Consider the following 13,283-nt stretch of genomic DNA (forward strand, 5'->3'; position numbering starts at 1 on the left):
TAAGAGCCGTATGATGCGAGAGTATCACGTACGGTTCTGTGAGAAACTCGGGGGGAAGTTCCCCGGGTTTACTCGACGAATAAAGTCAAAAAAAAATGGTTAAGATAATATGAGTAGAATAACTAGTTTTAGGTGTAGGTGGCACTCACTTACCTTAATGATTATATCGTTAATCTTTATATTTTCATGTTCTCAGCCTGACGCTTATAAGTCAAATATCGATAAAATTATTTCCCACTATAATTTGCAAATGGAAATTGGACTTGATCAATATGGGGTGGAGTTTACAGATTTTTGGATGGCTAGTCTTGATACTTACCACAAGAAGTACCCGGAGCGTCTTGAAAGACCTGCCCACATTCCCAATCGGGTCTATTTGGATCGATATATAGACGCACCAAATGGTTCAACTCTTTACTGGGACATACCATCCGTCGTTTTAATGTATAATCTATCGAAATTTACAGATAATGAGAGTTATAAAAATAATGCGCATAACTATGTTAAATCATTTATGGAAAATTGCATAGCTCCAAATGGTGTGTTTTTATGGGGGAATCACTACTATTATAACGCATTTGTTGATAGTACTGTGAAATTTGGTTCGGAGCCAATCCCCATCAATATTCCAACAGAAATGGGGAATATGCATGAAATTAGACCCTTTGTACCGGCATGGGATGTTTTTTGGGAAATTGATGCTAAAATTACCGAAAATGAAATTCGACAAGCAATTCAAAATCATTTATCCGATAAGAATACAGGACAATTTAATCGACATGCAGAACCAGGAAAGCATGCTTTCCTTGAAGCAGGTGGCGTTTTAGTGTATTCACTGGCATGGCTGTACGATAAAACTAAAGACATTTCGTTACTTGAGACGGCTGATAAAATAATCAATTATAGTTTTAGTAACAGAAATAAAAGAACCGGTTTAATCCCAAATAGTCCTACAAGTGGCAGGTGGGATAGTTTTACTTCAACAACAGAAGTGGGTCTATGGTCAGGGTGTATAGTAAATGCTTCAAAATGGGCTACTAAAGAATATGCAGAAAAGTGGATAAATATCGCTGAGTTTGCTGTGAGCTCCTGGTTAAATTTTGGATGGGATCAAAATGTAAATAAATATTACGGGATGCTAAACATTTCTGATGGTTCCTGGATTCAAAGAGAAAATGATTATCCCTATATGCCTGACAACCATTCAAATTTATGGCACCCTTTATTCCCCAGGCACGATTATCCGATGAGTTTTGCCGAAACTTGTCTAAGCCTTTACATATTAACAAAGAAAGAAATATTTAAAGAAAGTTGCATCCGATGGAAAAGTATTATTAAATCAGAACTTCCTGCCCGAATGGGAATGGGTGCTTATGCCGAACATTATGGTCGAGTAATATGGTTTTTACTTTCATGTGCTGAGGAACTTGAGGATATTTCATTTAGATATTTAGCAGAGGAAGTTGCAGAGGAGTCAATTAATGTTTTATTTGCTCATGATATGTTTCGAGGGCATCCGGGAGAGAATCGATATGATGCTGTAGATGGAGTGGGAATCCTTTCTTTAGCATTGTTATGGCTTGATTCAAACCAAAAGCCTGATTTGATGGGGTTATATTTTTGAGGGTATTTTTTAATCATAATCTAATAGGTTATTTAATCATCAGTTCAAATAAGATTGTTTCATCCTACAAGAGCTTCTGTTTTTTATATGCAATGTGCTTCCAAATTCAGAAGAAACCCGAAATCTTTCCTTAATTAAATTCTCAAAATAAATTCATGGTTTTACGATTGTAAAAATCATAGTTTATTATTGTCTGTCCCCAAACTGAAATAATCAATTTCATGCAATTATCCGGAAAACAATCGTCGGATCTTACGAACGTAATATTCCTGTGGCAGTAGGGTTTTTTCCTTAATTCCATAGATAGTACCTATTAACACTTAATACTTTTTTTAATCTTTAGATATCCATAGAAAATAACCACACTCATCATCATTCCGCAAGGATACGGGATCGTATGCGGATGTCGTCCATTTTCCCAGACACATCTAAGCCCGGCCATGCGGCCTGGACAAGTCGGACAATTGTATTGGGTTTTGGGATCCTAATATTCAGGGCGCAACTCAATGGTTTGTAAAAATCGGCTCGTATTTTTTCTTTAATTTTTAATTATACCTATCTTTGTGACATCTGAAAGGGGTGCCTAAGTTTTTTACATGATTACAGGCTGAGAGTATACCCTTCGCGAATGAAAAGCTACTAAAGCTTATTTCACCGTGAGCACCTGATCCGGGTAATGCCGGCGTAGGGAGTTTTGGATTTCAATTTTTTTTTTGAACAGAATCTTGATCAAGTGATTGTTCGGTTTTATGTAATTATTGGATTTAAAAAACAAAAAATAGAATTATCAAGTGGGGATATGACTGATAGTAGTGATAGCACTTTATGAGATCCTTTCCCTGCTCATGATATAACAATTTGTTTAGCATGCAATTCAGCGATTGAAATTGCGCGATTAACTAATTGAAAATGGATGATTATGAATAGGATACTAATTTTGTTACTGGTATTTTCTGCTGGTTTTGTTTCGGGGTTCGGCCAAAACACAATAACAGGGAATGTTGTTTCTGAGTCCGGGGAAACCTTGATTGGCGCTCATGTAGAAGTGTTTCCCGGAGGAGTGGTTGCAACTACAGATTCGGATGGCTTTTTTGAAGTTGTAGGCCTGGAAAATAATACCTACAGGCTGGTGGCTACATATCTGGGGTATAAACCGTTTGAAATTTCATTGGACCTGGAAGGAGATATAAATATCCAATTGGAACTAAGGGAATCAGCTGTAGTTACCGATGAATTGGTAGTGGAAGGCGTGAGAGCCACTGAAAATTCTGCTACCACTTACTCCAATCTGGGAGAGGAGGATATAGCCAAAAATAATACCGGCCAGGACCTACCTTTTTTACTTCAAATGACCCCATCAGCGGTAATAACATCTGATGCAGGTCATGGAATCGGATATACAGGAATGCGTATCCGGGGATCTGATGGTACGCGAATTAATGCCACTATCAATGGAATACCACTTAATAATGCGGAGAGTCAGGGAGCCTTTTGGGTGAACCTGCCCGATTTTCTCTCGTCGGTAAATAGTTTGCAAATACAAAGAGGCGTCGGAACATCTACTAATGGAGCAGGGGCATTCGGAGCGAGTGTGAACCTTTCCACAAATAGTTTGAAATCAGATCCATATATTGAACTAAACAATGGGATTGGTTCTTTTAATTCCATTAAAAATACGGTTTCTGTGGGATCGGGATTAATAAATGGCCAATTTGTGTTGGATGCCCGGTTATCCCGAATCAGTTCGGACGGCTATATCGACAGGGCTTCTTCGGACTTGAAATCTTACTATTTATCCGGTGGTTGGTACAAGGACCGGCAGATCTTGCGATTTAATATAATATCGGGTAAAGAGAAAACCTACCAGGCCTGGAATGGAGTGCCGGAGGACAAGTTGGATACAGACCGTACATTTAATGAATTTACCTATGAAGATCAAACGGATAATTATACCCAAACCCACTACCAGGTACACTATTCCCGCCAATTTACGAGTCGATGGAATTGGAACCTGTCCTTAAATTATACGCCTGGAGAAGGATATTACGAAGAGTATAAAGAAGGAGAGGCTTTCTCGGGATATAATTTGACCCCCATTTCTATTGGAGATTCTATTATTGATCAGACAGATCTCATTCGCAGAAGGTGGTTGGACAACCACTTCTATGGCTTTACCACGCATACTTCCTGGTATCCCACTCAAAATTTGGATATTACAGCCGGTGGTGGTTTTTTCCAGTATTCGGGCCTGCATTTCGGGGAAATAGTATGGGCGAAATACGCGGCGGACTCTGAAATTTATGACCGGTATTACGAAAACGATGCATTGAAAAATGATGGGAATATTTATTTAAAAGCAAACCTGGAAGCAGGGGAGGGGACATTCTACGGTGACTTGCAATTGAGAAGCGTATACTATTCTTTCCTGGGATTGAATCGCAATGGAGAGTCGGTGGAACAAGATGCAGATCTTTTATTTTTTAACCCGAAAGTAGGGTACACCCATACCTTTAATCCCGGGTTGTCCGGTTATATTTCTTTAGCAAAGGCTACCCGTGAACCCAATCGCGATGATTATACCGAATCCAGTCCTGAAAGTAGACCGGAAGCTGAAAAATTATACAATCTGGAAACAGGAGTAAGGGGCCGGAGTTCACGATATCAGTACAATGTAAATTTTTATTATATGCATTATATTGACCAATTGGTACTCACCGGTAAAATTAATGATGTAGGAGGATATGTGCGGAGTAATGTGGATGATAGTTACCGTATGGGGATAGAGGCCGATGGTGCATTTGCCCTTTCTGACCGGTGGCAGATCGGGGGAAATGTGGCACTCAGCAGAAACAAGATTAAGAATTACGAAGAATACCTGGATGAGTACGATGTCAATTTTGATTATTTGGGGCAAGAAAGAAACGTATACGAAAATACGGACATCGCTTTTTCCCCTTCTTTTATCGGAGCTATACAGGCCAACTTCAAGCCCCTGGAGAAGGGGAATATACGGCTGGAAGGGAAGTATGTCTCTCGCCAATATTTGGACAATACATCTTCAGTTGATAAGAGCATCAATCCATTTTGGTTTACCAATTTGAGATTGGATTATACATTTGAACCAAAAACTTTTGAGGCGATACAGGTAGCATTGGACCTGAATAATATTTTCGCTACGGAATACGAGACCAATGGATACACTTACGGTTATATTTACAACGGTTCCAGGGAGGATTTTAACTTTTACTATCCGCAGGCCCGGTTTCATTTTATGTTGTCCCTTAATGTAAAATTGTAAAAAAAATTATATGAGACTATGCCCTTGATATGGATTTTTATCGATGTCAGGGGTGTTTTTATTTAAATTTCATAGCATTTACCTGGGATTATACCCTTCCAGGAGGTAGACTAAAAATTTCCTTTCCGCTTCTCCTGAATCGTTATATAAAATAATAGGGTCAATTTGTTCTACGTGCTCAAAGAAATTATAGAGATCAGGATTGGCATCTTTTTCTTTACCTAGTGTGGAAAATCGAGTCCGGGAATCTATAAATAATGCATCTTCTCCCTGTAAATGGCTTAGATCTGGGTCTACTATAGAGAATTGAAGGCCATTTTCTCCCAGTACATTGGTTGAATACACTTTTTGATCCAGTTGGAAATTGAGTTGAGCCGAAGTTTTGTACCCGTCTGCAGAGAAAATAAAGCGACCGGGGTGCTTTTCAGCTAATTCAGATACTTTATCACCCAGTCTGTTCCACCCCCACCAGGTATCATCAGATTTTACGGAAAAAGGATAGTAAACAACCTGAATAAGAAAAGCAAAGTGAAATATTACACTGGTGTAAATCTGGTATCTCAACCACTTGTGAGGCATGTATTTTGCAGTCAAAATGATTGCCGCGATATAACCGGGCATCATCCAATTCATTTTTACCCAGTAAAAAAGAGAAATAAGCATAAACCCTGCTAAAATAGGAACAGAAAACCACAAAAGGAACTGAGTGGAAATAGACAATGTTTTTATGTTTTTCCAAATTCCCGACTTAATTCCCGAAAGCACACCAAATAGGATAATAAAGAGAACCGGTAGTAGCAAAAATATTTGTGTGCCTATATTCCCGGCAAATAATTTGAGACTTGGGCTAAGGAAATTAATGTCATCGGCCCGCTGGCTGGATTGGAATTTAAAAGATAACCAGTCGTTTTGTATGTTCCAATAGATAACAGGGATGATGGTAATGAAAAAGAAAAGAATTGAGAGGAGAAATCGATAATTAAATAAATATTTCCTTTTGGAATTCGAAAACAGGAGAAATCCCGTGAATCCCACTACCAATACTATTGCTGTATACTTGCTATCAAAGGCCAATCCCATTGCAATACCCGAAAAGATCCAATATCTGGTATTACCTGATTCTACTGCCCTGAATATCATTAATAGAGAAAGTGTCCAAAAGAACATAAGGGGTACATCCGGGGTAGATACCAGTGAGAGAATGGATATAAACATGGTAGATAATATCAGGAAAATGGAGTGTTCCAATTGAAAACCTGATAAAAATTGTCGCGCTAGTAAGTAAAAAATATAAACGGTTCCGCAGGTAATTATAAAATTAGCGGATTTTATAGCAATGGCGTTTTCTCCAAGTATAGTGGTAAAAAATTTGAGCATTAAAGCTACCATTGGGGGGTGGTCAAAAAACGACCAGTCGAGATTTTCGCTGTAAAAAAAATAATACGCATCCTGAGGCATCAACCCCATAACAAAAACTAATAAGATGCGAACCATTACTACGGCAATGATTCCCCATAATACTATATGTATACTGGACAATTGTAAGTTTTTCCCCATTCGTTAGCACTCTTTATTTTATCTGATGAGAAAAAACTTTACCTTATGATTTCCCTCAATCAATTGTTGGTAAAAATAGAATAAATATAACAATCCATTAATTTTCAGTATGTAAAGTGCAAATTCGTATGCAAAAAATTGAGTGCTTAATGACTGTTTACAAGATGGATGTGGTGGCCTTACAGCTTCGGTGTCCTATTCGGAGGAGATGGGAACCAGATATCTATGGTAGTAGAAATGTAATTCACCGTATGTGTGACGAATTTTATTTCCGTTAATTGAAAATCAGTTGTTTACAATCAATGAATGCCATTACTCATGAATAAAGCGGGGAAAGTTAATGAAATCTTGCTCCGTGACTTCAGCTCGGAGAATCTAGTGATAGTAAAGGCTTGTCGAAAGGCATCCCTCGGGGAAAATCCAATTTTTTTAACGTTATTCCAAACCGCGGGGGTTCCATAGGAATCACGATGGGTGAAGCTCCGGGGCAAAAACTACAATTTGTTGGAACTGATCAACCCTGTGGGCTTCACTCCGGAGAACACTTTATTTTGAGAAAGAATCCGGGGTTTTCCGTAATATATATAAATACGACCCATGATTATAGTGACACAAATATTTTCCCCTGGCAAAATAAAGTTTTCAGCATCATGTGAGGAGTCCATTTCTGACAGGTCACCACAATTATTTATATGAACCCAGCATCATTGGTAAGAGGGTATAATTCAACTGGATGGAATTAAACAAGTATTATAGTATTTAATTTGTCAAGATCCTGTCCCTGTTTAAAACAGATTCGGATTGTAAAATACAGCAAACTGTAAATACCATTTATCAAACCCGGTTACTTGTTGATTGAGGATTCCTGCCTGGAAAGAAAGTTTGGAATTTACTTTGTATCCCAGGGCTCCATATAATCGATTTCGGTCGAAAATGGTACCTGAAGAATTGAGAAATACCTCATCGTAAAATGCTAGAAAAGGGGCGTTTGTAGGTTTGTTTGTCAGTGGAATGGTGGCTAATAACCGGTATCGGAATCTTCCCCGGTAATCTTCCTCCACCCATCGTTGTTCTATGCGGTAGCGGTGGTTGAATTTTATACTACCGAGAAATTGATTTAATTGTAGTTCCTGGTAAATCCTATGTTCCGTAGTTTTGGGATCAGAGAAAGAATCTTCGATATCATAAGATGGTATGAATCCATATCCCATGAGGACTTGTGCGTTTGAATTGATATGATAATTAATGCCGGTTCTGAGTAATAGTTGTTCTATATTGGATATAAAATCGTGATTTCGATATTGAACTTCGGTATGCCAACTGAATTTTTCACTAAGTTGGTTTTGTCCGAAATACATAAGCCAATTTCCGGTCTGTCTGTCCGGGCTTTGAGATAAGGCCGCACTAACAGAACATAGTGAAAAGAGAATAAATAAAAATAATTGATTTTTTACTGGAAAAGATTTTAGAATAGCTAGTTTCATACAAGATTATTTGTCTATTAATTTATTGATAATCGACAGATTGATTAATAAAAATCAACGTCGTATTTTGTTTCCACTTCGTAGATGTGTTCGAGGGCTTCTTTTACTTCTCGTTTATTAAAAATGACATCATAGACCAGGTTGACTATTGGACATTCTAATTGCATTTTTTGGCAATAATTGTAGATGAGTTCGGTCGTAGTTATACCTTCGGTAAGATCTTCATTTTCTTCCATTACCCTTTCTATATCGGTGATTTCGCCCAAATTATACCCAAAACTAAAGTTTCGGCTTTTGGGAGAGGTTGCTGTAGCTATTAAATCTCCGATTCCCGCCAAACCAAAAAAGGAATTAGGATCAATATCCAGTGACCTCCCTATATTCATCATTTCGTGCAGGCCTTTGGTAATGATGATGGCTTCCAGATTTTTCCCCAGGTTTTGACCATTTACCAATCCACTGGCAATGGCTACTATATTTTTTAAGGCACCTGCGATTTCAGTCCCTTTGAGGTGATGAGAACCATATACTTTGAAATTTTTTTGATCGAGTAATTCCCTTCCGGTTTGTATCACTTCGTCATAAGGACTGGCTATGACCGTAGCAGCTGGTAATCCTTTAAGAATCTCCGAACTGAGGTTGGGACCGGATAAACATCCGATACGAACTACATTGGTTTCTCTTTTCAATACTTCACTCATCGTCCTGATGGGAAGGTTCTCGTGGGGCGATATTTCGTAGTTTTTATTGATGTCAGGATGTAATTCAAAGCCTTTGACACAATGGATTATGATGTGTCTGGGACTTAAGTAGGTCGACAGGGACGACATTAAATCCTTGAATTTACGTGAGGGTATGGCAATAAAAATAATTGCGCATTTATCACAGAAAGTTTTGAGATCATTGGTACCTGAAATATTGACAGGTAATTGTTGTCCTAAATGAAAATGGTCAAAATTGATTTCTTTGATTACTTCATCCCTGCGACTGTGCAACAGTACATCAGACTTATTGGAAAGCAACAGGCTAATTGCAGTTCCAAAGTTTCCCGCTCCTATTACACCGATAAGTTTTCTCAAAACCTAAATTTAAAGTGGTTATTTCTTTTTCTTTTTCAATTCTTGTTGCTTCTGTTGTTCCTTCATAGCATCCTCCAATCGCTGTCTAAATTTAGAGGTTTTCTTTGGCTTTTTCTTATACGCTTCCAGTTCCTCATTTATTTTATCATGGTTAATAACCACATTTTTGGTAATGACGGTTTGGGCGATTGTAGTCAGGTTACTAAAGAATAAATAAGCTGTAAGTCCTGCAGCATATGTATTGAAAAAGAAGAAAAACATCACAGGCATGGCGTATTGCATGATCTTCATCATTTTCATCATTTCAGCATTACCCGTAGCGGTACTTTCCATCATTTTTGAATTATAATAGGTATATCCGATCATACTGATGGTATATAAAATGGTGAAGAGTGAAATATGCCCACCCAGGAAGGGGATATCTGCGGGTAAAATAAAAAATGAATCGTAGGAAGATAAATCGGTCGCCCACCAAAAGCTGGCTTGCCGAAACTCTATCGCCGCCGGAAAAAACCGGTAAAGTGCGAACCATATAGGCATTTGAAGGAGCATGGGTAAGCAACCTCCTACCGGATTGACCCCATACTCCTGATAGAGCTTCATGGTTTCCATTTGTTGCTTTTTCTGATCGTTCTTGAACTTCTCCTTTAACTGATCCATTCTTGGTTTCAGTGCCTGGGTTTTGGCCTGCGAGTACAACATCTTATAAGTTATAGGATATAGCGCAGCCTTGACTAATAAAGTCAGGGCAAGAATGGCCAGACCTTTACTCCCTACCAATCCATCCAGGAAATTAAACAACGGGCGAATAACCCGTCGATTGATGGTGCCAAAAATACTCCATCCAAAAGGAATGATATCTTCCAATTCGTGTCCCAGGTTCTTTAAATTATCATAATCATTCGGACCGACATACATTTTCATATTGAAGGTACTGGATCCGGAATTATTGGGAAGCGCAAGGACAGACTGCAATTTTTTGAGATCGGCATGTCCCTCGTCGTAATTTTGTACGGTTAAATTACCTGAACTGAAGGGTTGATCTGTCAATAAAGTAGTATTAAAAAACTGATTGGAATGTGACACCCATTTTAGTGAAGATTCTATTTCTTCTTCATCGTCTCCGGTATAGCTGGTATAGGAAGGGCGACTGTCTGATGATTTATAGTGAATGGTACTATAGGTTTTTTCAAAGGTTGTATTTTTTTCTAACCGGTCCAGGTAAGTCAACCAATTAAGGGTGATATCTTCATTACTGCTTGTCGGAATGTTATTCCATGTAATAGAATAGTCTATTTGAAAACTATTGGGTTGTAGTGCGTAGGTTTGCTCGAGATATCCGCCGTTGGAGGTGTTGATCCTAAAGGTAATAGAAGAACCATCTACCGTAGGTGAAAAATACAGATCCTGGCTACTAATTTCCAGATTGTTTGAGTGAAAAATATACTCAAACCTATCTTTATTATCTTCCAATAAACGAAGTGGTACTTTTACCTCTTTTTTATTCTCATCTTCGATAACCTTCTGATAATTCTTTAATAGAACATCTACGATCCGACCTCCTTTGGAACTGAAGAGGACTTTTAATTCCTCATTTTCCACGGTTATAATTTCTTTTTCTCCGGTTGCAGCCGGTGCAAATACCCCAAAAGTCTGGGAAAGTAATGCCGTATTTTGGGCATTTTGAGCAGAATCTGCCGGTGTATTTTGAATGGTAGCTGATTCATTGGGTTGAATAGTGGCATCCTGGTTATTTTGTGCCTCGACATTCGCGATTGAATCCCTCCTCCGTTCGATCTCTGCCCGCTCTGCTTCTGAGGGTTGATTCATGTATAACCATGCTGCCAAAAGTACCATGATTAAGCCGAACCCCAACATTTGTTTCCTGTCCATATATGTTGTAGTTACTGTGTATTTTTTGTAAAATTACCGCAAAGGTACAATTTTGTTTTATGGGGAGAAATTTATTCGATGAACAAATAAATAATACTACGAACGCCTATAATAAGGCGTTATATTATCTGATTGACCCTGATATAATTTTGAAAGTAGGGGAGAATTCCAAATCACTGGATCAATATCTTTGGTACCGCGAGGCCTCATCGATTACTATCATGACCGGATTCAATCCCTTTTCACAAATCGCTACTGCCGGGGAAAATAGGAGGAATCAATTTCATCTGCAGCAATTGGTGCAGTCACTGGAATTGCCATTTACAGAAGGAATTAATATAGATCCGAAGGGAGATTTTCCCAATGAATATACCATTGGAGTTTTCGATATGGCATTCTATACAGGAATCCAGATAGCAAGGACATTCAGACAGCGTGCTATTTTTTATTATCCTTTCAAAGGGGAAGGTAGGTTGGTATGGTGTAAGTCGAAATATTTTTGAAATAAATTTTTATATAAAAGCTCAATTAGGTATTTTTTAAATATCTCATTATTTTAGCGGACTAAAATACAACAATATATGTTTGAAAGTCTTAATGATCGGTTGGAGAAAGCCTTTATTAATTTAAAAGGCCAGGGGAAATTAACGGAAATTAATATTGCCCAATCAGTTAAGGAAATACGAAGGGCATTGGTGGCAGCCGATGTTAACTATAAAATAGCAAAGGAATTTACGGATAAAGTAAAGGATAAAGCACTAGGGCAGGAAAATGTCCTAACATCGGTGAAACCCGGAGAATTGATGGTGAAAATCGTCCAGGATGAACTGGCCGAATTGATGGGAGGAGAAGCTGCAGAAATTGATATCAAAGGAAATCCGGGCATTGTTCTGGTGGCCGGTTTGCAGGGGTCTGGTAAGACGACTTTCTCAGGTAAATTGGCTAATTATCTTCGCACCCGGAAAAAACTCAATCCATTATTAGTGGCTTGTGATGTGTATAGACCTGCCGCCATCAATCAGTTACAGGTGTTGGGCGAACAAATTAAAGTGCCGGTATTTACGATAGAGGACAACAAAAATCCTGTGGATATTGCCCAAAAGGCCATTGCCCATGCGAAGTCCAATAATTTCAATGTCATAATAGTGGATACCGCCGGTCGTTTGGCTATTGATGAGGAGATGATGAATGAAATATCAAACATCAATGCTGCCATAGATCCTACTGAAGCCCTTTTTGTAGTCGATTCAATGACGGGACAGGATGCTGTAAATACGGCCAAAGCTTTTAATGATGTCATTGATTACGATGGTGTGGTTCTTACCAAGTTGGATGGTGATACACGCGGTGGTGCGGCCTTGACTATTAAATATACCGTAGGTAAGCCCATTAAGTTTACCAGTGCCGGTGAAAAAATGGATACGTTGGATGTGTTTCACCCCGAGCGGATGGCCCAGCGAATCCTGGGGATGGGGGATATCGTATCATTTGTGGAAAAAGCCCAGGAACAATACGATGAAAAAGAAGCAAAGAAGCTAGAGAAAAAGATCCGGAAGAATAAATTTGACTTTAATGATTTTCTCAACCAGATCGGACAGTTACGTAAAATGGGTGACCTCAAAGGATTGATGGGAATGATTCCGGGCATGGGAAAATTGACTAAAAATCTTGATATCGATGATTCGGCTTTTAATAAGGTAGAATCAATTATTTTTTCTATGACTCCAGAGGAACGAGCGAATCCCGAGATTCTTAATATGAGCAGAAAGAGACGCATTGCCAGGGGATCCGGACACAATCTTCACGAAATTAATATGTTTATCAAACAGTTTGACCAAATGAAGAAGATGATGCATATGATGAGTAAAGGAAAGGGTATGGGCAACCTCGCCAATATGATGGGCGGGGGAAATAGGGGAATGATGCCTTGATAAAGATGGGATGTCGGCCACACTATGGTTTTGTGAAGGAAGTAATTAATTATCTGGATCTTGAGCAATAAGATCCGTAGGTTTGTAATTTCCGGGGATAAATGGATATGATAAGCTCCTGGCGACAAGAGGCGTTGCATGAATGTCTATTCTGGCTGTGACGTGAGTACAAAACGGGACCTGCGCGAATCCCGACATTAATTTATTGGGAGTAGAAAATTACACATAAAAGTCGGGGGACAAACAAGTAAAATATCGATTCGGGTATTGATTTCTGGAATATCTTTTTACAAAAGTAGTGGCTGAAACAATTATTTGTTGAACTTGAGTGACCTTATCCTGTAGCCTTCCCTAAATTAGGACAGGTTTAAATTCAACTTTTTGTTTAGAATATTGGTATTAATGTGCCTTAAATGG

General features: G+C 38.6%; 8 protein-coding genes. 4 read left to right on the forward strand and 4 right to left on the reverse strand.

Annotation, left to right across the window (positions count from 1 at the left end; genetic code table 11):
- Positions 1-250 precede the first annotated feature (250 nt).
- Positions 251-1,624 carry a hypothetical protein gene (locus LVD47_RS22970; protein ID WP_236981013.1) on the forward strand — a complete coding sequence of 458 codons (1,374 nt, stop codon included), beginning with the start codon at positions 251-253 and terminating at the stop codon, positions 1,622-1,624.
- 919 nt (positions 1,625-2,543) lie between these two features.
- On the forward strand, positions 2,544-4,922 hold the full coding sequence (locus tag LVD47_RS22975; RefSeq protein WP_236981015.1) for a TonB-dependent receptor: 2,379 nt from the start codon (positions 2,544-2,546) through the stop codon (positions 4,920-4,922).
- 78 nt (positions 4,923-5,000) lie between these two features.
- Here the strand turns inward: LVD47_RS22975 and LVD47_RS22980 are convergent, their stop codons facing one another.
- The 4 genes from LVD47_RS22980 to yidC all read right to left on the reverse strand — a co-directional run bounded on the left by LVD47_RS22980 (position 5,001) and on the right by yidC (position 10,935).
- Complete coding sequence (locus LVD47_RS22980) at positions 5,001-6,479, reverse strand: glycosyltransferase family 39 protein (RefSeq protein ID WP_236981017.1); 1,479 nt, start codon at positions 6,477-6,479, stop codon at positions 5,001-5,003.
- A gap of 785 nt (positions 6,480-7,264) precedes the next feature.
- A complete protein-coding gene (locus LVD47_RS22985) occupies positions 7,265-7,963 on the reverse strand; it encodes a DUF2490 domain-containing protein (RefSeq protein ID WP_236981019.1) in 699 nt (232 codons plus the stop codon).
- A gap of 44 nt (positions 7,964-8,007) precedes the next feature.
- Positions 8,008-9,042: an NAD(P)H-dependent glycerol-3-phosphate dehydrogenase gene (locus LVD47_RS22990; protein WP_236981020.1), complete on the reverse strand. Its 1,035-nt coding sequence runs from the start codon at positions 9,040-9,042 to the stop codon at positions 8,008-8,010.
- Positions 9,043-9,060: 18 nt separating this feature from the next.
- A complete protein-coding gene (gene yidC, locus LVD47_RS22995; protein WP_236981021.1) occupies positions 9,061-10,935 on the reverse strand; it encodes a membrane protein insertase YidC in 1,875 nt (624 codons plus the stop codon).
- A 59-nt stretch (positions 10,936-10,994) separates the two neighbouring features.
- Between yidC and LVD47_RS23000 the strand changes: the two genes are divergently transcribed.
- Together LVD47_RS23000 and ffh are read left to right on the forward strand one after the other, a co-directional pair.
- Positions 10,995-11,438, forward strand: a complete 444-nt coding sequence (locus LVD47_RS23000; protein WP_236981022.1) for a DUF3293 domain-containing protein — start codon at positions 10,995-10,997, stop codon at positions 11,436-11,438.
- Between the two features lie 78 nt (positions 11,439-11,516).
- A complete protein-coding gene (ffh, locus tag LVD47_RS23005; RefSeq protein ID WP_236981023.1) occupies positions 11,517-12,866 on the forward strand; it encodes a signal recognition particle protein in 1,350 nt (449 codons plus the stop codon).
- Positions 12,867-13,283: the final 417 nt, after the last annotated feature.

This window comes from Membranihabitans maritimus, assembly GCF_021729145.1.
Taxonomy (GTDB): domain Bacteria; phylum Bacteroidota; class Bacteroidia; order Chitinophagales; family Saprospiraceae; genus Membranihabitans; species Membranihabitans maritimus.

What these genes read in the sequence shown, in the direction of transcription:
- LVD47_RS22980 (WP_236981017.1), bottom strand. Translation starts at nt 6,479, where the DNA reads ATGGGGAAAAACTTACAATTGTCCAGTATACATATAGTATTATGGGGA.
- LVD47_RS22985 (WP_236981019.1), bottom strand. Translation starts at nt 7,963, where the DNA reads ATGAAACTAGCTATTCTAAAATCTTTTCCAGTAAAAAATCAATTATTT.
- ffh (WP_236981023.1), top strand. Translation starts at nt 11,517, where the DNA reads ATGTTTGAAAGTCTTAATGATCGGTTGGAGAAAGCCTTTATTAATTTA.
- yidC (WP_236981021.1), bottom strand. Translation starts at nt 10,935, where the DNA reads ATGGACAGGAAACAAATGTTGGGGTTCGGCTTAATCATGGTACTTTTG.
- LVD47_RS22970 (WP_236981013.1), top strand. Translation starts at nt 251, where the DNA reads ATGGAAATTGGACTTGATCAATATGGGGTGGAGTTTACAGATTTTTGG.
- LVD47_RS23000 (WP_236981022.1), top strand. Translation starts at nt 10,995, where the DNA reads ATGGGGAGAAATTTATTCGATGAACAAATAAATAATACTACGAACGCC.
- LVD47_RS22975 (WP_236981015.1), top strand. Translation starts at nt 2,544, where the DNA reads ATGAATAGGATACTAATTTTGTTACTGGTATTTTCTGCTGGTTTTGTT.